This is a genomic window from Mesorhizobium sp. M0598 (assembly GCF_040320865.1).
In the GTDB taxonomy this organism is placed as follows: domain Bacteria; phylum Pseudomonadota; class Alphaproteobacteria; order Rhizobiales; family Rhizobiaceae; genus Mesorhizobium.
On the sequence record NZ_JAMYQL010000011.1, the window covers coordinates 62,703 to 80,939 of the forward strand.

An 18,237-nucleotide genomic window follows, 5' to 3' on the forward strand; every position below is an offset into this window, starting at 1 on the left:
GCCACATGGAAGCACTTTTCTCCATAGTGAAACGGCGTAAATGTCTCGCGCAATCATCAACCACGGAGCGCGAACCAAATGAGCACCGAAAACAGATCCTGGCAGATGAACGGTTTCGGCCTGTCCAGGTTGAAGCCGGCTGATGGAAAGCTGCCCCAACCCGGGCCGCATGATCTTCTGGTACGAGTCACAGCGGTATCGCTGAATTACAAGGACAGGATGATCGTCGATGGCGTGCTGATACCGGACCTCAGCTTTCCGTTCGTGCCGACATCGGACGCGGTAGGCGAAGTAGTCGCCACCGGCAGCGAAGTCAGCCGCTTCGGCATCGGGCAGCGCGTGCTCGGCCAGGTGATCGCCGACTGGCCGGACGGCGACGCCCCGCCGGTGCTGCACAAGCATACGCTTGGTTCGTCACTGCCCGGCATGCTGTCCGAGCATGTGCTTTTTCATGAGGATGCCGCCGTGGCGGCGCCGCCGCAGCTCAGCGACGTCGAGGCATCGACGCTGCCGATTGCGGCGCTGACGGCGTGGTTCGCGCTGGTCGAGGCGGCCAAGCCGATCCCGGGCGAAACCGTTCTCATCCAGGGCACCGGCGGCGTGTCGCTGTTTGCGCTGCAATTTGCCGCCGCCTTCGGCCTGCGCACCATCATCACCTCGAGCAGCGACGAGAAGCTCGAGCGGGCGAAGGCGCTCGGCGCCTGGAAGAGGATCAATTATCGCAGCCAGCCGGCATGGGACGAGGCGGCGCGCGAACTGACAAACGGGGCCGGCGTCAGCCATGTGCTGGAAATGGTTGGCGGCGACAATGCGCGGCGCTCGCTCAATGCGCTGGGCGCCGACGGCAGGCTGTCGCTCATCGGCCTTCTCGGCAGCATGGAGCTCAGTTTCCCGATCATTCCGTTCCTGCGCAATCGGATCGTCGTACAAGGCATATCGATCGGCCACCGCCGCGCTTTCGAGCGAATGAACCAGGCGATCGAGACGCTTGCCATCAAGCCGGTGATCGACAAGGTGTTTGGCTTCGACGAGGTGCCGCAGGCATTTGAGCGTCTGGAGACAGGACCGTTCGGCAAGATCGTGATCACCGTGCCCTGAACCCGTCGGGACGAAATGGCTGTCAGACGGGAAGGCCGATTGCGCGCCTACGGCAGTTGCAGCAGGACCCCGATGATGGCCTTGCCGTCGGTGAAATAGGGATCGCCTTCGCCGTTGCGCCCGGTCTTCGTGGCGCCGACGCCTGGTATCTCGCTGGTCGAGATCAGCATGCCGGCGGCGGAGAGGTCGCGCATCAGCCCGTCGCGCTCGGCGTCGATGTCGGGGCCGATATGATGGGTGATCGCGCCGGTGTCATGGCTGAGGCCGACGCCGCGGTCAAAGCTTGCAGAGCCAAGCCAAAGCGGCCGGCCGTCGTCTCCGGTCGCATCGGTCTGCCAGAAGCGGACGTGGTGGCGCCGATCGGCGCTGTCGCCGACCGGCTTTTCGAAGGCTAGGTCCTGGGCGCGGCCTTCGAACAGCAGCCGGCTGACCGGCGCGTCGGGATAGGGGCGGTTAAACAGCACGCTTTCGCCGATCTCGATCGCCGTCTTCAGCGTGATCGCGTCTGCCGTATCCCAGCCGGCGACGGCAAAAGCATGGACAAGCTCCTTCTTCATGCCGACCAGGCCGACATTGATCGGATCGCCCGGAATGCCTTGCGGCGTGTGCGTCACCATCTCGAATTGCTGATTGCGAAAATTGCGGTCCCGTAACGTCCAGAACTCAGGCGCGGCGAAATAGGCGAGCGAAAGATAAGCGGCACAGCATGCCACCAGCCAGGTCGTTGCACGTCGTCGAAGGCTTCGTTGGCTCAAGAGGCACCACCCAAGCGTCTGCGCACCATCTTAACCGGCACAGCAAGTCTTGGGCAGGGGCTGCAATCAGCGGCAGGCGCGATAGCCGTTCTTGCGGTTCTTGATGTCGAAATGGAAATGGTTGCGGTGATCGTAATTGTAGCCGGGGCCGAGCACGGTGGTGAAATACTGGCAGCCGTCGGCGCGGACATTGTTGAGGAAGCCGCGCGTCCGGAAGGCGAACAGGCCGGGCTTGCGGACGTCGATGTCGTCGCCATTGTTGAGCTCGATGCTCATCACGTCGAGCGCATTGCCCTTGCCGTGTTCCGACAAAACACCTTCGCCGGCAATCCTGCGGCAGGAATAGCTCGAGCCCTGGTGGATGGTCTTGACGCCCGAGAAATAGCGCCAGCGGGCCGACGGCACGAGTTCGTTCCTGGTCCAGCCGGCAAAGGTGGCGGCCATGTCGCAGGTCAGCGTCGCGGCCGGCTTCATCTCGACACTGCCGATGGCCGAGACCTTGACCGGATAGTCGATGCCGCACTGGCCTTCATGGATCGGCGCAACGTCGGTGTAGACGACGCCGAGGCGTTTTAGCTCTTTACGGCAATCGATCTCTGTGGCCGGCATCTGTTCGGCCGGCGACATCGGGTTGTCCAGGCGCGGATAGGCGGCGGTCATAAAGGGATTGGACGGGACGAGGCGCTGCATACCCGAATATTGCGGCCCGGAATCTTGCGCGCCGGAATATTGCGGGTCGGAATTGGGCGGGACGGCAGCGGTCTGGCTGCCGACATCGACGGCCGGCTGCAGCGACAGCACGCTGCCGGTATTGCAGGCTGAGACCGCCGCCACGGCAAGTAGGGCGGCAAGCCTGCCGGCTATGCGCGCGCATCCTGTGTGCCGCGCAGCGGCAAGCGCAGCGCGAAATAGCCCGGCCATCGGAAGGGTTCCTGTCCCCAGATGGCACAGACTCTAAACCTGAAGAGTAAAGGAAAAATCAGCGGCGCCGTTCACGCCTGCGGCCAAATTGCGGCGCCCCATTACCGGCGGCCGGCGTCATTGGCAAAACGTGCCGCCGTTGCGGCGCGGTTCGAGGTCGAAGTGGAGATGCTGCGAATGATCGGCGTCGCTGCCGGGGCCAAGCACGGTCTTGAACGGTCCGCAGGCTGCCTTGCGCACTGCGTTCAGGAATTTCGCGTCCTTTTCCGGCGGCGCCGGGCCGACATCGATCTCCTTCCCGTCCGAAAGCTTGAAGCTGGCGATATCGAGCGCGTTGCCGAAGGCGTGCTCCGACAATTTGCCGCCGCCATTGCGCGACCGGCAGACAAAGGCGGAGGCCTGGCCGATCGATTTAATATCCGCGCCGAACTCGGCCTTTGCGGCAGGCTGGATGACCGAAGCAGCAAAGCGTGCGGCCGCTTCCGCCATCTGGCAATTCAGCTCGGGCTCCGGGCCGATGGCTATGGATTTGCCGAGCGTCTTCAGCGCGATCGGGTAGGGGATCGAGCAACCGACTGCCGTATCATGCTCTGGCTTGCGCTCCTCGAAATCGACGCCCATCGACTTCAGCCGCCTGCGGCAGGCCAATTCCTCGGCCGGCATTTCTTTCCCGGCAATGGCGGCCGATCGAGGATCAGGAAGGATTTTTTGCTCCGCCTTCTCGTCTGCCTCGGCCGGGTTTGGTGGCGCGCCTGGTGGGCTTGCCGGCGGCTCAGCCCGTGCCGGCTTTTCGGGCGGCTGCGGTGCAATCGCCGGCGGCTCCGGAGCATCCTCCGGGCGCGGTTCGGGGACCGGGATCTCGGTTGGTGGCGGCGGAGTGACTTGCTGGTTGAGCTGCGGAACCGGTGCAGTTTGCGGTAGGTCGGGTGCCTTGGCCAAAACGGGTCCCGCCAGCGGCGTAGCCGCAACAGCCAGCAGCAATCTGCCCAATCTGAAAAAGCCAAACGCCGCCATTACGTCGCAACGGCCAGAATGCAGGGAAGTTGCCTTGAGCGAGGGGGGCGGCCGATCACAATCGGTAACCGCGCCGTCACGCGCCGATCGCTTCCAAGCCTTCCTCGAGCCAGTCCGCCAGCAGCGGCATGCCGAGCAGATATTTTGCTGTGCGCTTGTTGGCGCGCTCGCGGGCGGCGGACAGCGCGTCCGTCCATTCCGTCGCGTCATAGTCGCCGCGGCCGACCCAGGCCAACGCAATCAGTTCGGCCGCTTCGTCGACATTGAGATCGTCGATCAGCTCGCGCAGTTCTTCCTCGGTGAGATCTTCGGAGCTTTCCTCGGCAAGGCCGTCATGATGGTGGTTGTCGTGCGCGTTGCCGTCGAGCTCTACCTCGTGCTCGGCGCCGTCGGCATAGTCTTCGTTGACGGCGGCGCTGAGCGCCTTCGCCTTCAGGATGAACAGGCGCACGGTGTCGGGACCGATCGAAAGCTCCCAGTCTCGTTCAACGCGTTGCTGCACCGGCCGTCTCCCTGCTTCGTGCTCGGTCGGCCCGATGATAGCGGATTTGCAGCGCTCGTCACATTATCTTGCGCGGCGGCGTTGATCGTGAAGCATGATTTCCGATGCCCTCTCTTCCCGGGATAAGATGGCCTTGCTGGGAGAGATCGCGGTTTTGAGATAGGATGACATTTTCCGGGACGAAACGGCTTTGGCCCGGCGTTAGTGTTGCATTGTCAGGTTCAAAGGAGAGTGTAATGCGCAGACGACTGCTGATTCAGGTCATGACCATCGCCGCCCTGCCGCTGTTTGTGGCGCCGGCGTTTTCGGCTGGTGAAGGCGGAGGGGGCGGCAGCGATGGCGGCCAGAGCCAATGCAAGAAGGGGCAGGTCTGGGACAAGAAGCAGAAGAAATGCGTCTCGCCGAAGCAAGGCATGCTGGACGACGACAGCATCTACGATGCCGGTCGCGCGCTGGCGATGGATGGACGCTACGACGAGGCGATCGCCGTGCTCAGCCTCGCCGCCAACAAGCAGGATCCGCGCATCCTCAATTATCTCGGCTATTCGCATCGCCATTCCGGCCGCGTCACCGTCGGCCTCGGCTATTACGAGGAAGCGCTGCGCATCGACCCGAATTACACGCTGGTGCGCGAATATCTCGGCGAGGCGCACCTGCAGATCGGCGATCTTGCCGGCGCCCAGGAACAGCTCCGCGAGATCGAGAAACGCACGGGCAAGGGGTCTCGCGAATACGGCATGCTGTCGGAGCAGATCGATCATTTCATGAGGAGCTGATCCGACTTCCGGAACGCTGCTCATAACCGGCTGCGAGCGATCGCAGCCGGTTTTTTGCTGTACTGGATGCTGCCCCGAACCCGGAATTTGGCATCACGGTACACGTGATGCGCTCCTTGACGTTAGGTCAGCCGCGCAATCGGTGGATGATTTTTCAAAATCCGACTTTTTGGACGTGAAAAACCCGCGAAGATTGCTATATCTTGCGAAATTGTGGTGAGACGGTTCCGTTAGCCCGAGGCTGCCGGACCGTTTTCTTTTTGTACCATCGACAAGGTCGCTCCCGATTGCGGGGGCGGCGGCAGGAAAGGTCAGGCATTATGAACAAGGTCCCGATGACAGGCGAGGGGTTCGCGTCATTGAAGGAAGAACTGCGCTGGCGCCAGCAACAGGAGCGGCCGCGTATCATCGAGGCGATTTCCGAAGCGCGCTCGCATGGCGACCTATCCGAAAATGCCGAATATCACGCGGCAAAAGAGGCACAGAGCCTCAATGAGGGCCGGGTCAACGAACTCGAGGACCTGATCGCGCGGGCCGAGGTGATCGACGTCACCAAGCTCAGCGGCGACAAGGTCAAGTTCGGCGCCACCGTGGTGCTGGTCGACGAGGATACCGAGGAGAAAAAGACCTACCAGATCGTCGGCGACCAGGAAGCCGACGTGAAGTCCGGCCGCATCTCGATCTCCTCGCCGATCGCGCGCGCCCTGATCGGCAAGGAAGTCGGCGACGCCATTGAGGTCAACGCACCGGGCGGCGCCAGGGGCTACGAGATCGTCCAGGTGCAATTTATCTGAGGAATTTAAGGCGAGCCCCTGATCCCGTCAGGTAGCGCCGCCCCTCATCGCCCTGCCGGGCACTTCTCCCCATATAGTGACGGGGAGAAGGGGCCGTCCGGAACCTCGGCGCCGTTTCTGCAACGTTACTGATTGGCGAAATCTTCGGTGAAAGGCGTCCTTCTCCCCGTCCCTATACGGGGAGAAGATGCGGCAGCCAGATGAGGGGCAGCGCCAACTTTCAGGACTATCCCCTACCGACCTTGACCTGATCAATCTCCCGAAGCGCCAGCAATCTCTCTGCTTCCGCCATCACCTCCGGCGGCGTGACGCTGCGGCCAGGCTCGGCCAGTAGCGTCGATGAGAATGGCCCGCGCGGGCCGGTCAGGCCAGGCTCGGTAGCGAGGAATATCGCCACCGTCGGCAGGCCGAAAGCGCTGGCGAGATGGGTCAGGCCGGTGTCGGCGCCGATGACCAGCGCCGAGCCGCCGATGACGGCGGCAATCTCGGCAAGCGGCGACCTGGGAACCACCACGGTTTGCGAAATGGCGCGGGAGATCGCCTCGGCAACCGCCTGTTCCCGGTCGTCCGACCAGGTGGTGACTGGCGTCATCCCCTTGTTCACCAGCAGGCGAGCGGTTTCGATCCAGTCCGCGACCGGCCATTTCTTGTCCTCGCGGCTGGTGCCGTGCAGCAGGAAGGCGGTCTTTTCGCCGACAAAAATCGATCTTCCGGCTGGCGGCGCGATACCCGATTCAAGCCTGGAAAAATCCGGCTCGTAGCCGAGCGCCAGCCCGAACAGGCGTCTCGTGCGCTCGATGGCATGCAGGCCGCGCGGCACGGCGTAGCGATGGCCATAAAACAGGCTTGCCGAAGGCTCGCGGGCGCTCGAGCGGTCGAACCCGGCGATCGGTGCTGCCGCCAGCCGCGCCACCAGCGCCGATTTCAGCAAGCCTTGCGCATCGAGAACGAGGTCGTAGCGGCAATCGCGCAAGGCGCGGCGCAAGCCGACCACTTCCCGCCATGTGCCGGGCTCGAGCAGCTTCCTGCGCCAGCGCCGGATCGCCAGGCTGTGGATGGTTTGGATGGCTGGATGCAGCGCCACGATGCCGGCAAATGCCTCTTCGACACACCAGTCGAAGGAGATATCCGGCCGAGCGCGGCGCGCATCCTCGACCGCCGGAAAGGTGTGGATGACGTCGCCCATGGACGATGTCTTGACGATCAGCACCTTCATGCGGCGGCCGGCATTTCCAGCAGCCGCTCCGCCGCCGCCACGACGCGTTCGACCTCCAGCGTCTTCAGGCAGTTGAGATGACCGAGTGGGCAGGTCTTCTTGTGGCAGGGCGAACAGGAAAGGCCGAGCCAGACCAGTTCGCGGCGCTCGGCGAGCGGCGGCGTGTTCTGCGGCGAGGTCGAGCCGTAGACGGCGACGACCGGCGTGCCGACGGCGGCGGCGACATGCATCAGCCCGCTGTCGTTGGAGACGGCGAGCCTCGCCGCCGCGATCAGGTCGATGGCATCCTCGAGCCGCGTCTGGCCGGCAAGATCGACGGCGCCCGGAGCCAGCGCGGCGATTTCCGCCGTCACCCCAGCGTCGTTCTTCGACCCGAACAGCGCGACGCCAAACCCTTTCGCCATCATCTCACGGGCAAGGCCGGCATAGTGTTCGCTCGGCCAGCGCTTGGCCGGGCCGAATTCTGCGCCGGGCATGACTGCCACGAATTTCCCCGCCGTCAGCCCGAAACGGCTGAGCAGTGCCGCCTGGCTGGCTTGATCGACGGCGAGCTTCGGCGCCTGGAAGGCGCCACCACGGGCAAGGCTGAAATAGGCCTGCGCGGTGCGCCGTTTCAGGCGATCGGGCAAGGGCACGATGTCGGTCAGCAGCCCATAGCGCATTTCCTTGAGATGGCCGACGCGGCGCGGAATGCCGGCAAAGAACGGGATCAGCGCCGACTTCCAGCTTCCCGGCAGGACAAAGGCCATGTCGTAGCGGCCGCGCAGCAGGCGGCCGAAGCGCCTTCGGACGCGGAATTCGAACGCGCCGGATTGCAGCGGCAGGTCGATCTGCTGGCGGATTTCGGGCATGCGCTTGACCAGCGGTGCTGCCCAGGCCGGCGCCAGCACGTCGATGGCGGCGTTCGGATGAAGCTCCCTCAGCGCCTGGAACAGGCACTGCGCCATCACCATGTCGCCCACCCAGCGTGGGCCGATCACGAGGATCGTTGGGCTTTCAGCCATTCGACATAGTCTCTGACGCCGGTTTCCACTGTGCGGAACTGGCCATTGTAACCGGCTGCGCGCAAGCGGGACATATCAGCTTGCGTAAAGCTCTGGTAGCTGCCCTTGAGGTGGTCGGGAAACTCGATGAACTCGATCTGGCCTTGGCCGAGCGTATCGATCACCGTTTCGGCAATGGCGCGGAACGGCTGAGCCTTGCCTGTGCCGCAGTTGAAGATGCCGCTCGAGCCGCGTTTCCACAGCCACAGATTGACGTCGGCGACATCGCCGACATGGATGAAGTCGCGGCTCTGCTCGCCGGGCCCGAAACCACCATAGGCGCCGAACAGTTTCGGGTTCTGGCCTTGCTCGACCTGGTTGAACAGATGGAAGGCGACAGAGGCCATGGCGCCCTTATGCGCCTCGCGCGGTCCATAGACGTTGAAATAACGCAGGCCCGCGACCGGCGAGTGATCGGTATCGAAAACGGTGCGGCGGACATAGTCGTCGAACAGTTTTTTCGAATAGGCATAGACGTTCAGCGGCCGTTCGCATTGCGGCTCCTCGCGGAACTCGGCGCCGCTGCCATAGACCGAAGCGGAGGAGGCATAGAGGAACGGCACGCGCAGGGCCAGGCAGGCGTGCAGCAGGCGCTTCGAATAGGCGTAGTTGACCTCCATCATGAACTTGCCGTTCCATTCGGTGGTGGTCGAGCAGGCGCCCTGGTGGAAGACCGCCTCGATGCGGCCGAGGTCACCGGCCTCCATCCGCGCCAGAAAATCGTCCTTGTCGAGATAATCGGCGATCTCGAGATCGGCGAGGTTGGCGATCTTGTGGCCGTCGGTGAGGTCGTCGACGACGAGGATGTCGCTGAAACCCTCGGCGTTGAGCGCGGCGACGATGTTGGAACCGATCATGCCGGCGCCGCCCGTGACGATGATCATGAAAGCCTCTGGTCTCGCTTGTCGATTCCGGCCCTTATAGGGGAGGTCGATAGGGCTGTCGATAAAGCAGCAGAGAGCAATTGCTTCGGGTGGATGCAGTTCCAACTTCTGGCGGAGACATCGATTATCTAGTCGGCGCCGCCCCTCACCTGCCTGCCGGCATCCTCTCCCCGTATAGTGACGGGGAGAGGGGCGCTCTCGTCGACGGTTTCGCCGATCGCCAACATTACAGACGAGCGCTGAGATCGCGGGCAAGCCCCCCTTCTCCCCGTCACTACACGGGGAGAGGATGCCGGCAGGCGGATGAGGGGCGGCGCCGACGCCTGCAAGAAGGGCAAGGGGGCGATTGCCCTGCGCCACAGTGAGGCCGCAAAGTTGCCGCTTCAGTCGATTCGCTACCCGGTGAGATCGTCAGGGACAAAGAATGCCGTCAACCGAACTGCTTGTCGCCTTTTTCGCCACCACGGCGATCTTCGCCTATATCCCCGGTCCCGCCATGCTCTATGCCGCCGCGCAAACCATGGCGCGCGGCCGCTGGTCCGGCCTGATGGCGGCGCTCGGCATTCATCTCGGCGGCTACGTACACGTCTTCGCCGCCGCTGTCGGCCTGTCGGTGCTTTTCCATGCCGTGCCGGTGCTTTACATGGCGGTCAAGCTGGTCGGTGCGCTGTATCTGATCTGGCTCGGTGTTTCGCTGTTTCGCGCCAAGGCGCAAGGCGACGTTGTCTTGCCGGGAATTCAGCCGAAATCCGCCCGCCGCGCCTTTTTCGAGAGCGTTGCCGTCGAGGTGCTCAACCCCAAGACGGCGATTTTCTTCATGGCGTTCCTGCCGCAATTCATCGATGCCTCGGCAGCGTTTCCGGTCTGGCTGCAGTTCGTCGTGCTTGGAACGATCGTCAATTTGATGTTCTCGTCGGCCGATATTGTTTGCGTGGTGCTGGCCGGCGCGGTGATCGCCAGGCTGCGGCAGTCGAGCCGGGCGCAGCGCCTGATGCGGCGCGCTGGCGGTGCGGTGCTTGTCGGACTGGGCGTGCATGTCGCGTTGCAGAAAAGCTGACGCACTGTCTCGCCGCGGCGATCGGTCGAAGGCCCGCCGTTGCGTCGGCTGAAATTGCGGTATATCGGCATCGCCATGAACGGCCGGCCCTGCCAATCGAATTTCCCGTCACTGAAAATCGGCCCTCCCGCGCGTTGACATGATCAAGCTGCCCTCTCCCGAACCTCTTCACCGCGCCATCTCGCGTTTCGGCGGCGTCACCGTGCTGGTGGTCGGCGATTTCATCCTCGACCGTTTCGTCAACGGCGTGATCGAGCGCATTTCGCCGGAAGCGCCGATCCCCGTGCTGCACGGGCGCGGCGAAACGCTGGCGATGGGCGGCGCCGGCAATGTCGTCGCCAACATCGTTTCGCTCGGCGCTGCCGTGATACCGGTCTCGGTGATCGGCGCTGACGAGGCCGGCAAGAACCTCATGCGCATGCTCGGCGAATTTCGCGTCGACACCGGCGGGCTGGCGCAGGATGCCGATCGCATGACGTCGTCCAAGAGCCGCTTCAGCGCGCTCAACCAGCAGGTGCTGCGTTTCGACGAAGAGGAAATCAAGCCGCTGGGCGATGCCGAGCGCGCGACATTGGTCGGGCATTTTCGCGAAGCGCTGGCACGCGCCGACATCGTCATTCTGTCCGACTATGGCAAGGGCGTGCTGCTCGACGGCGTCGCCGGCGAGCTGATCTCGATCTGTCGGGAAGCGGGCAAGCCGGTGCTGGTCGACCCGAAGGGCCGCGACTATGCGCGTTATGCCGGCGCGACGGCAATCACGCCCAATCGCAAGGAACTCGGCGAGGCGGTCGGCCGCGCAGTGTTTGCCGACGACGAAATCGAGGCGGCGGCACGCCAGCTGATTTCGGCGCACGGTTTCGATTTCGTCGTCGCGACGCGCAGCGAAAAGGGCATGAGCGTCGTCGGTGCGGACAACGCCCGCCATATCGCCACGCAGGCGCGCGAAGTGTTCGACGTTTCGGGCGCCGGCGACACGGTAATCGCGACCTTCGCGCTGGCTCTTGCAGCAGGGGCTGATCGTGTCATGGCCGGATCGATCGCCAACGCCGCCGGCGGTGTTGTCGTCGGCAAGCGCGGCACGGCGCGGCTGACGATCGAGGAGCTCACCGGTGCGCTGTTTGCCTCGCATGGTCCGGTCGCCCACTTGGATGCGATCCTCGATGCCGCCGCCGCCGCGCGGCTGGTGGCGGGCTGGAAAGACGAGGGCTTGAGCGTCGGCTTCACCAATGGCTGTTTCGATATCCTGCATGCCGGCCATGTCAGCCTGTTGCATGCGGCGCGCAGCCAGTGCGACCGGCTGGTGCTCGGCCTCAACAGCGATGCCTCGGTGCGCCGGCTGAAAGGGCCGGGGCGCCCGGTCAACGACCAGCATGACCGGGCCTGCGTGCTGGCAGCACTTGCCTCGGTCGACGCCGTCGTCATCTTCGAAGAGGATACGCCGCTTTCGCTGATCGAAGCGCTGAGCCCCGACATACTGGTCAAGGGCGCCGACTATACGGTCGATCAGGTGGTTGGCGCCGACGTCGTGCAGAAGGCCGGCGGGCGTGTCGTACTGGTCGACCTCGTCGCCGGCAAGAGCACGACCGGCACCATCGGCAGATTGCGCGCCGGGAACTGAGGGTTACATGTCCGAACTGAACGATTACCTGGCCCGCTCGGCGGCCGCGATTTCGGCGATGGTCGAGCGCGACCTGACCAGCGGGATGGAGCGGGCGGTCAGCGCCGTCGTCGCCGCGCTTTCGCAGGGCAAGGCGCTGCTGATAGCCGGCAATGGCGGCTCGGCCAGCGACGCCATCCATATCGCCGGCGAGCTGGTCGGCCGCTTCCTCAGGGAGCGCAAGGCCTACAACGTCATCGCGCTGCCGGCCAACGCGGCGGTGCTGACCGCCTGGGGCAATGATTACGGCTTCGACACGGTGTTTGCGCGCCAGGTCGAGGCGCATGGTTCGGCGGGCGCCGTGCTGCTCGCCATCTCGACCAGCGGCAATTCGCCAAGCATCCTCGCCGCCGCCCAACAGGCGCGCATGATGGGCATGACGGTGGTCAGCCTGACCGGCGACACCGGCGGCAAGCTGAAGCCGCTCTCCGACATCCTGCTCAACGTACCCTCGACCTCGACGCCGATCATCCAGCAGGGGCATTTGTGCCTCTACCACCATTTGTGCGAAATGGTCGAAACGCGCCTCTGCGACGCAGGGTGATCCTCGAACTCTCAGGACTTGGGTTCCTCGCCCTCCGCGAAGCGGGGGAGAGGTGGCCGCGCAGCGGCCCGCGAGGGGGGGTGGTATAGCGCGGGTGCCACAACCACACTCCCGGGGGGCCCCCCCCCCCCCCCCCCGGGGGGCCGAGGGGGCCCCCACCCGGCCGGAGAGGGGGCTTCGTAGAGCGCGGTTCCCTCTCCGTCTCGGCTTCGCCGAGCCACCTCTCCCCACTTTCGTGGGGCGAGGAACCCAAGCTGGAATGAAGCCAATCTTCAACGCTGAAGGCAATTTTGTTCTTGCTTTGTGCCGGCAGCTATGCTACTAATTTAGGTATGGTGATGATTTCCACCGACGATCCCGCCCGCCGAGGCGGGTTTTTTGTTTCCGGGTTTTGTTTCGCAGCCGCTTTGCCTGCTCTCTTAAGCCGAAAACGCCACCAGCCCTTCGTCTTTGACCCGGCGGATGGTCAGCGCGGTTCGCACCGTATCGACATTGGGGGCCGAGGCCAGTTCCTCGATGACGAAGGTCTGGAAGGTGCCGAGATCGCTCGCCACGCAATGCAGCAGGAAATCGGACTCGCCCGACACCATCCAGGCGTCGCGCACGATCGGCCAGCCGCGGGTGCGCTCGGCGAAGGTCTTGAGTTCGGCGTCGGCCTGGTGATGCAGGCCGATCAGACAGAAGGCGACGACGTCGAGGCCGAGCGCCGGAGCGTTGAGCAAAGCGCGGTAGCCGCGAATGATGCCGGCCTCTTCCAGCCGCCTGACGCGGCGCAGGCACGGCGGCGCCGAAATGCCGACGCGGCTCGACAGTTCGACATTGGTCATGCGTCCGTCCTGCTGAAGCTCGCGCAGGATCTTCCAGTCGATGGCATCGAGATCGGCCTTGATCGGCATGGTGGCTTCCGTGGTGACGCGAAAGAATCTTTCGCGACTTTGTAATTAAACGACTTTGCTGTCTATTCCATCCGCTGGATCGAGGATTTTCGCATCATCTTGCTGCGGGTTGCTTGTCGCCGTTGCCGGCGCCGAAGCTTTCCGGGGACGAACGGCAACTTGCCTTGCTGGCGTCGCAGGCAACACTTACATTACGCGCAACAATCGACGAGAGTTCATGCCACAATCCATGGCTGCTCCCCGCAGAGGCTTTTCATGATCACCAAGCACGCGCCTGTTCTCATCATCGGCTCCGGCCCCGCCGGCTATACGGCGGCAATCTATGCCGCCCGCGCCATGCTCAAGCCGATGCTGGTCGCCGGCCTGCAGCAGGGCGGGCAACTGATGATCACCACCGACGTCGAAAACTATCCGGGCTTCGCCGAACCGATCCAGGGTCCATGGCTGATGAGCGAAATGCTCAGGCAGGCCGAGCATGTCGGCACCGATATCGTCAACGACATCATCACCGAAGTCGACCTCAACGTGCGGCCGTTCCGCGCCAAGGGCGATACCGGCACGATCTATACCGCCGACGCGCTGATCATCGCCACCGGAGCCCAGGCGAAATGGCTGGGCATCCCGAGCGAACACACCTTCATGGGTTTTGGCGTCTCGGCCTGCGCCACCTGCGACGGCTTCTTCTACCGCGGCAAGGACGTCGCGGTGATCGGCGGCGGCAATTCGGCGGTGGAGGAAGCGCTCTATCTCTCCAACCTGGCCAAGAGCGTCACCGTCATCCACAGGCGCAGCGATTTCCGCGCCGAGCGCATCCTGCGCGAGCGGCTGCTGCGGAAAGATAATGTCCGCGTCATCTGGGACACGGTGGTCGACGAGATCACCGGCAGGCCCGGCAAGGCGCCGCTGCCGCCGTCGGTCGAAGGGCTGAAGCTGCGCAACGTGGTGACCGGGCAGGAGATGCATCTGGTGGTCGACGGCGTGTTCGTGGCGATCGGCCACGCGCCGGCGGTCGAGCTGTTTGCCGGCAAGCTGAAGCAGAAGCCGAACGGCTATCTGTGGACGGCGCCGGATTCGACCCGCACCGACATGCCGGGCGTGTTCGCCGCCGGCGACGTAACCGACGACATCTACCGCCAGGCGGTGACGGCGGCCGGGCTCGGCTGCATGGCCGCGCTCGAGGCGGAAAAATATCTGGCGGGGATCGAGGTTCACCGCGAAGCGGCGGAGTGATTGTTCGATAAGCGGCTGAGAAAAGCCGCGCAAAAGCCTGATTTTTCATTCAGACGCCGAAAACAGGCGGACGCCAGAAAACAGGACGAGGGGAAATCATGGCGTTGGATTGGGACAAGCTACGCGTGTTTCACGCCGCGGCGGAAGCGGGGTCGTTCACCCATGCCGCGGAAACACTGCATTTGTCGCAATCGGCGATCTCGCGGCAGGTCAGCGCGCTCGAGCATGATGTCGGCGTGCCGCTGTTCAATCGCCACGCCCGCGGCCTGGTGCTGACCGAGCAGGGCGAGATGCTGTTCCGCACGGCGCACGACGTGCTGATGAAGCTCGAAACCATCAAGTCGCGACTGACCGAAACCAAGGACCGGCCCTCCGGCGTGCTCAGGGTGACGACCACGGTCGGCCTCGGCGCCGGCTGGCTGACCGAGCGCGTGCAGGAATTCATCGAGCTTTATCCCGAGGTCAGCCTGCAGCTCATCCTGGCCAATGAGGAGCTCGATCTCACGATGCGCCAGGCCGACTGCGCCATCCGGCTGCGCCAGCCGCAGCAGCCCGACCTCATCCAGCGCCGCCTGTTCACCGTGCATTTTCATCTCTACGCGGCGCCATCCTATGTAAACAAATACGGCAAGCCGAATTCGATCGCCGAGCTGAAAACCCATCGCATCGTCACCTTCGGCGTGCCGGTGCCGGCGCATCTGTCGGAACTGAACTGGCTGGAAACGGTCGGCGATTTCGAAGGCGGGCAAAGGGTACCGACGCTGCAGATCAACGACATCCTGTCGATCAAGCGGGCGGTGCAGGGCGGCGCCGGCATCGCCATGCTGCCCGATTACGTGGTCAGCAAGGATTCCGGGCTGGTGCAATTGCTGCCCGAGACCGAAGTGCCGTCCTTCGATACCTATTTCGCCTATCCCGACGCGATGAAGAACCAGGCGAAGCTGCATGTCTTCCGCGATTTCATCATCGCCAAGGCGCGCAGCTGGTCGTTCTGATTTAATGCATGTCGCGCAAAAGTGTGCAGCGGTTTTGCGATAACGACATGCATCAAACAAGAACCTAAAGCGCGTCGCATCAGGTCGGTCGAACGCAACGCGCTTTAGGAACGCGTATCCGCCAGCGTGCTGGCGCCGTAGCGCAAACCGTCGACCAGCAAGGCAACCATGCGCCGCGCCTGGGCAGGGCCGCCGCCATGTGCCGGCATGGCAAGGCTGGCGGCCGCCCCCAACAGGTCGCCCGGCTCGATATCGGCGCGCACCTCGCCGGCCGCGGCCGCCGCCTCCAGCAATGTTTGGAGCGCGGGCCGGAGCCGTTGGTTGAAATAGACAGGCAAAGTGTCGAATGCCGGATTGCCTGAGTACAAGGCTGCCGCGAGGCCGCGTTTTGCCGTGATGAAATCCACATAGCGCTGCATCCACAGGGCCAGCGCTTCACCGGGCTCATGCTTTCCGGCCAAGATCGGCGCGGCGTCCGCACAGGCGTCGACCTCGTTGCGGAAGACGGCCACGATCAGGTCCGAGCGCTGTGGAAAATGGCGGTAGACGGTGCCGACGCCGACGCCAGCCTTTTCCGCGATCTCTCGCACCGGAGCCTCCACGCCGGAGGTCGCGAACACCGCCATGGCCGCCCGGAGCAACGCGTCGATGTTGCGCCGTGCGTCGGCGCGCACGTGCCGATCCGCGCGGTCGCGGGGTTCCAGACCATCGCCTTGATCCGTTTTGCCGTTCGGCGTTTTTTCGCCCATCAAATTACCTCTTGCAAACGGAACCTTGTTCCGGATATATGTGGAACGTGGTTCCGCTTGACTTGTATCTAGCACGGCAAGGCGGTGTTGGCCACACATCGGTGCACAAAAGGAGATTACCATGCAGGACAAACCCGTCGCCCTGGTCACCGGGGCCAACAAGGGCATCGGTCTTCAGATCGCCAAGGACCTCGCGGCGAACGGCCTTACCGTGCTCGTAGGATCGCGCAGGCTCGAGCATGCGGAGGCAGCCGCAAAGAGCATTGGAGGGGATGCCCACGCCCTGCAGCTCGACGTCACCGACCAGGCCTCGATCGCCGCCGCGGCAGAGCGCATCCGCATCGAAATCGGCCGCCTCGATGTGCTGGTGAACAATGCGGGCATCTCCCACGCGGGAAAGCCCGGCACGTCGTTCGAGGAGATCATCAACTCGGGCCGCCCGAGCGTTGCCTCCCTCGACGACGTACGCGCGGTGTTCGAGACGAACGTGTTTGGCATCGTCGCCGTCACGCAAGCGATGCTGCGGCTCCTTCGTGAGGCGCCGGCGGCGCGTATCGTCAACGTATCGAGCGGCGCCGGCTCGCTGACATTGAACGCGGATCCGGCCTTTCCGTACCGCACTTCGTTTGGCGCCGTTTACAACCCGTCGAAGACGGCCGTCAACGCGATGACGCTCGCCTTCGCCATCGAGCTCGAGGAGACCGGCATCAAGGTCAACGCTGCGTGCCCGGGCTACACCGCGACGGAGCTCAACAACTTCGAAGGTCCGCGCACCGTCGAACAGGCCGCGCGGGAGCCCGTGCGCCTCGCGCTTCTCGACGCTAGCGGTCCGACGGGCACGTTCTCGAACGAGGACGGCCCGCTGCCGTGGTGACGTAGCGTTGGAGCCTGCTTCAGCCGCGCCAAGGTGTCAGGCGGGGCAGCCAGCCTGGTACGGCACGGCGGTAGGCCTCGTATTCGTCACCGTAGCGGCGGGCAAGCGTCGGTTCCTCATATAGTCTCACGAAGGAGATCATGGCGGCCGCGGCGATGACTAGATAGGCGGCGACCGTCCAGCTCGAAAACAGCAGTGCCTGGCCGAGGACGATCGACAGCACGGCGACGTACATCGGATTGCGGACATGGCGGTAGATGCCGCCGACGACCAGCCTTTCGGTCGGCGCGACCGGGGCGGGGGTACCCAGGCCCTCCAGGGCAAACCGGGCAAAGGCATGCAGCAGTATGGCTGTGCCGGCGACAACCAGCAGCCAGCCCACAGGAACGAAACCGGGCAGTCTCGACCAGGGCAGGCGATAGCGATCGGTCAGCAGCCAAGGCAACAGTCCGGCGACCACGCCGGGCGCTACAGCAAGGAAGATGATGCTGCCGGCGATCGCCGAAGTGGCTCGCATATAGCTCTCCTTACGGGCGCGGCCTTGAACGGTCTCCTGCAACGCGCTTCAGGTCTTGTCCGGCATGTAACCCAAACCGCTGCACCTCAGGTCAAGCTCGATGGCGGGCTTTTGGGCGGCATGCACCAGCAAGGTCTGGCTGCCGAAAAAACAAACGCGTGCTGCACGATTCCACGTCATCCTGCGTTTTTCGACTTTCCGAGCAGGAATCGCTGCTGATTCGCGGCTGCGGATCGATTTTTGCCTTGCCGCACGCCGTATTTCAGCGATTCAACTGGTCCTATTGCGCTTCGGGACGGATTAGACCACAGCCGGCGCCTTTTTGCATGTGAGTGTTGCAAAATAGATGCTTGTTTCTTGGGCATGAAGAGCACATATATACATCATCTCCTGAGCGCGTTCTCCTCCCATTAGCGCTCTCGAGTGTTCCCCTCTGGAGGTTAGCCTTAACAGGCACTTCCAATCAAACTCAGCCGGGTCTTCATTGATCCGGCTTTTTTGTTGCCCGAAACCAACACATCGCCAGAAAATCGGCCGGAACTGGCGCGTAACAGTGACATGTAACCTCGGGTAACATGCGTGGGCGCGCCAAATCGAGTAAGCAGAGCACAGGACGCGGTGTGGCTCGTCCGGGGGATGGGGGCATCACTCGGACGACTCGGGCTCAGGCAGCTACCGCGTCCGAACCTTCCTCCGCCAAAACACCGGCGGCAAG

Annotated in this window: 20 protein-coding genes; 10 read left to right on the forward strand and 10 right to left on the reverse strand. The window is 63.7% G+C overall.

Annotation, left to right across the window (positions count from 1 at the left end):
* Window positions 1-78 precede the first annotated feature (78 nt).
* Window positions 79-1,098 carry a zinc-dependent alcohol dehydrogenase family protein gene (locus NKI59_RS16095; protein ID WP_352705312.1) on the forward strand — a complete coding sequence of 340 codons (1,020 nt, stop codon included), beginning with the start codon at window positions 79-81 and terminating at the stop codon, window positions 1,096-1,098.
* Window positions 1,099-1,145: 47 nt separating this feature from the next.
* Here the strand turns inward: NKI59_RS16095 and NKI59_RS16100 are convergent, their stop codons facing one another.
* The 4 genes from NKI59_RS16100 to NKI59_RS16115 form a co-directional block, all read right to left on the reverse strand.
* Entirely contained in the window at window positions 1,146-1,853 is a 708-nt protein-coding gene (locus tag NKI59_RS16100; RefSeq protein ID WP_352705314.1) for an LssY C-terminal domain-containing protein, read from the reverse strand.
* A 66-nt stretch (window positions 1,854-1,919) separates the two neighbouring features.
* On the reverse strand, window positions 1,920-2,774 hold the full coding sequence (locus NKI59_RS16105) for an extensin-like domain-containing protein (RefSeq protein WP_352705316.1): 855 nt from the start codon (window positions 2,772-2,774) through the stop codon (window positions 1,920-1,922).
* 117 nt (window positions 2,775-2,891) lie between these two features.
* Window positions 2,892-3,713, reverse strand: coding sequence for an extensin-like domain-containing protein (locus NKI59_RS16110; RefSeq protein WP_502901069.1), 822 nt, complete (start codon window positions 3,711-3,713; stop codon window positions 2,892-2,894).
* 151 nt (window positions 3,714-3,864) lie between these two features.
* Window positions 3,865-4,290: a DUF3775 domain-containing protein gene (locus tag NKI59_RS16115; RefSeq protein ID WP_023678354.1), complete on the reverse strand. Its 426-nt coding sequence runs from the start codon at window positions 4,288-4,290 to the stop codon at window positions 3,865-3,867.
* Window positions 4,291-4,526: 236 nt separating this feature from the next.
* Between NKI59_RS16115 and NKI59_RS16120 the strand changes: the two genes are divergently transcribed.
* Together NKI59_RS16120 and greA are read left to right on the forward strand one after the other, a co-directional pair.
* Window positions 4,527-5,066, forward strand: a complete 540-nt coding sequence (locus tag NKI59_RS16120) for a tetratricopeptide repeat protein (protein ID WP_352705320.1) — start codon at window positions 4,527-4,529, stop codon at window positions 5,064-5,066.
* Between the two features lie 320 nt (window positions 5,067-5,386).
* Entirely contained in the window at window positions 5,387-5,860 is a 474-nt protein-coding gene (gene greA / locus NKI59_RS16125; RefSeq protein ID WP_023719113.1) for a transcription elongation factor GreA, read from the forward strand.
* 226 nt (window positions 5,861-6,086) lie between these two features.
* Here the strand turns inward: greA and waaC are convergent, their stop codons facing one another.
* The 3 genes from waaC to rfaD are packed head-to-tail and all read right to left on the reverse strand — an operon-like array spanning window position 6,087 to window position 9,003.
* On the reverse strand, window positions 6,087-7,076 hold the full coding sequence (waaC, locus tag NKI59_RS16130; protein ID WP_352705322.1) for a lipopolysaccharide heptosyltransferase I: 990 nt from the start codon (window positions 7,074-7,076) through the stop codon (window positions 6,087-6,089).
* Window positions 7,073-8,080, reverse strand: a complete 1,008-nt coding sequence (waaF, locus tag NKI59_RS16135; RefSeq protein WP_352705324.1) for a lipopolysaccharide heptosyltransferase II — start codon at window positions 8,078-8,080, stop codon at window positions 7,073-7,075. The genes waaC and waaF overlap by 4 nt, the downstream gene beginning before the upstream one ends.
* Window positions 8,053-9,003, reverse strand: a complete 951-nt coding sequence (gene rfaD / locus NKI59_RS16140) for an ADP-glyceromanno-heptose 6-epimerase (protein ID WP_352450437.1) — start codon at window positions 9,001-9,003, stop codon at window positions 8,053-8,055. The genes waaF and rfaD overlap by 28 nt, the downstream gene beginning before the upstream one ends.
* Window positions 9,004-9,427: 424 nt before the next feature.
* Between rfaD and NKI59_RS16145 the strand changes: the two genes are divergently transcribed.
* The 3 genes from NKI59_RS16145 to NKI59_RS16155 all read left to right on the forward strand — a co-directional run bounded on the left by NKI59_RS16145 (window position 9,428) and on the right by NKI59_RS16155 (window position 12,261).
* Complete coding sequence (locus NKI59_RS16145) at window positions 9,428-10,060, forward strand: LysE family translocator (RefSeq protein WP_254819253.1); 633 nt, start codon at window positions 9,428-9,430, stop codon at window positions 10,058-10,060.
* A 139-nt stretch (window positions 10,061-10,199) separates the two neighbouring features.
* On the forward strand, window positions 10,200-11,678 hold the full coding sequence (gene rfaE1 / locus NKI59_RS16150) for a D-glycero-beta-D-manno-heptose-7-phosphate kinase (protein ID WP_352705326.1): 1,479 nt from the start codon (window positions 10,200-10,202) through the stop codon (window positions 11,676-11,678).
* Between the two features lie 7 nt (window positions 11,679-11,685).
* Window positions 11,686-12,261, forward strand: a complete 576-nt coding sequence (locus NKI59_RS16155; protein ID WP_352705328.1) for a D-sedoheptulose-7-phosphate isomerase — start codon at window positions 11,686-11,688, stop codon at window positions 12,259-12,261.
* A gap of 419 nt (window positions 12,262-12,680) precedes the next feature.
* Here the strand turns inward: NKI59_RS16155 and NKI59_RS16160 are convergent, their stop codons facing one another.
* On the reverse strand, window positions 12,681-13,157 hold the full coding sequence (locus tag NKI59_RS16160) for an Lrp/AsnC family transcriptional regulator (protein WP_023678347.1): 477 nt from the start codon (window positions 13,155-13,157) through the stop codon (window positions 12,681-12,683).
* 255 nt (window positions 13,158-13,412) lie between these two features.
* Here NKI59_RS16160 and trxB point away from each other — a divergent pair, with 255 nt between their 5' ends.
* Window positions 13,413-14,387, forward strand: a complete 975-nt coding sequence (trxB, locus tag NKI59_RS16165; RefSeq protein WP_352705330.1) for a thioredoxin-disulfide reductase — start codon at window positions 13,413-13,415, stop codon at window positions 14,385-14,387.
* 98 nt (window positions 14,388-14,485) lie between these two features.
* The gene (locus tag NKI59_RS16170; protein ID WP_023678345.1) at window positions 14,486-15,382 is read left to right on the forward strand and encodes a LysR family transcriptional regulator; all 897 of its coding nucleotides are present in this window, start codon (window positions 14,486-14,488) and stop codon (window positions 15,380-15,382) included.
* A gap of 104 nt (window positions 15,383-15,486) precedes the next feature.
* Here the strand turns inward: NKI59_RS16170 and NKI59_RS16175 are convergent, their stop codons facing one another.
* Window positions 15,487-16,131 (reverse strand): TetR/AcrR family transcriptional regulator, encoded by a 645-nt coding sequence (locus NKI59_RS16175; RefSeq protein ID WP_352705332.1) that lies wholly within the window; start codon window positions 16,129-16,131, stop codon window positions 15,487-15,489.
* Between the two features lie 121 nt (window positions 16,132-16,252).
* On the opposite strand from NKI59_RS16175, the gene NKI59_RS16180 reads away from it, so the two are divergent.
* Window positions 16,253-17,005 carry an SDR family oxidoreductase gene (locus NKI59_RS16180; RefSeq protein ID WP_352705334.1) on the forward strand — a complete coding sequence of 251 codons (753 nt, stop codon included), beginning with the start codon at window positions 16,253-16,255 and terminating at the stop codon, window positions 17,003-17,005.
* Between the two features lie 19 nt (window positions 17,006-17,024).
* Here the strand turns inward: NKI59_RS16180 and NKI59_RS16185 are convergent, their stop codons facing one another.
* Window positions 17,025-17,522 carry a methyltransferase family protein gene (locus NKI59_RS16185; RefSeq protein WP_352705336.1) on the reverse strand — a complete coding sequence of 166 codons (498 nt, stop codon included), beginning with the start codon at window positions 17,520-17,522 and terminating at the stop codon, window positions 17,025-17,027.
* Between the two features lie 100 nt (window positions 17,523-17,622).
* Here NKI59_RS16185 and NKI59_RS16190 point away from each other — a divergent pair, with 100 nt between their 5' ends.
* On the forward strand, window positions 17,623-17,826 hold the full coding sequence (locus tag NKI59_RS16190) for a hypothetical protein (protein WP_352705338.1): 204 nt from the start codon (window positions 17,623-17,625) through the stop codon (window positions 17,824-17,826).
* Window positions 17,827-18,237: the final 411 nt, after the last annotated feature.

Excerpts from the sequence above, each read along its gene's own strand:
- NKI59_RS16180 (WP_352705334.1), top strand. The coding sequence starts at position 16,253 with ATGCAGGACAAACCCGTCGCCCTGGTCACCGGGGCCAACAAGGGCATC.
- waaC (WP_352705322.1), bottom strand. The coding sequence starts at position 7,076 with ATGAAGGTGCTGATCGTCAAGACATCGTCCATGGGCGACGTCATCCAC.
- NKI59_RS16155 (WP_352705328.1), top strand. The coding sequence starts at position 11,686 with ATGTCCGAACTGAACGATTACCTGGCCCGCTCGGCGGCCGCGATTTCG.
- NKI59_RS16095 (WP_352705312.1), top strand. The coding sequence starts at position 79 with ATGAGCACCGAAAACAGATCCTGGCAGATGAACGGTTTCGGCCTGTCC.
- NKI59_RS16145 (WP_254819253.1), top strand. The coding sequence starts at position 9,428 with ATGCCGTCAACCGAACTGCTTGTCGCCTTTTTCGCCACCACGGCGATC.
- NKI59_RS16120 (WP_352705320.1), top strand. The coding sequence starts at position 4,527 with ATGCGCAGACGACTGCTGATTCAGGTCATGACCATCGCCGCCCTGCCG.
- greA (WP_023719113.1), top strand. The coding sequence starts at position 5,387 with ATGAACAAGGTCCCGATGACAGGCGAGGGGTTCGCGTCATTGAAGGAA.
- rfaE1 (WP_352705326.1), top strand. The coding sequence starts at position 10,200 with ATGATCAAGCTGCCCTCTCCCGAACCTCTTCACCGCGCCATCTCGCGT.
- waaF (WP_352705324.1), bottom strand. The coding sequence starts at position 8,080 with ATGGCTGAAAGCCCAACGATCCTCGTGATCGGCCCACGCTGGGTGGGC.
- NKI59_RS16105 (WP_352705316.1), bottom strand. The coding sequence starts at position 2,774 with ATGGCCGGGCTATTTCGCGCTGCGCTTGCCGCTGCGCGGCACACAGGA.
- trxB (WP_352705330.1), top strand. The coding sequence starts at position 13,413 with ATGATCACCAAGCACGCGCCTGTTCTCATCATCGGCTCCGGCCCCGCC.
- NKI59_RS16170 (WP_023678345.1), top strand. The coding sequence starts at position 14,486 with ATGGCGTTGGATTGGGACAAGCTACGCGTGTTTCACGCCGCGGCGGAA.
- NKI59_RS16190 (WP_352705338.1), top strand. The coding sequence starts at position 17,623 with ATGGCGGGCTTTTGGGCGGCATGCACCAGCAAGGTCTGGCTGCCGAAA.
- rfaD (WP_352450437.1), bottom strand. The coding sequence starts at position 9,003 with ATGATCATCGTCACGGGCGGCGCCGGCATGATCGGTTCCAACATCGTC.
- NKI59_RS16175 (WP_352705332.1), bottom strand. The coding sequence starts at position 16,131 with ATGGGCGAAAAAACGCCGAACGGCAAAACGGATCAAGGCGATGGTCTG.
- NKI59_RS16185 (WP_352705336.1), bottom strand. The coding sequence starts at position 17,522 with ATGCGAGCCACTTCGGCGATCGCCGGCAGCATCATCTTCCTTGCTGTA.
- NKI59_RS16160 (WP_023678347.1), bottom strand. The coding sequence starts at position 13,157 with ATGCCGATCAAGGCCGATCTCGATGCCATCGACTGGAAGATCCTGCGC.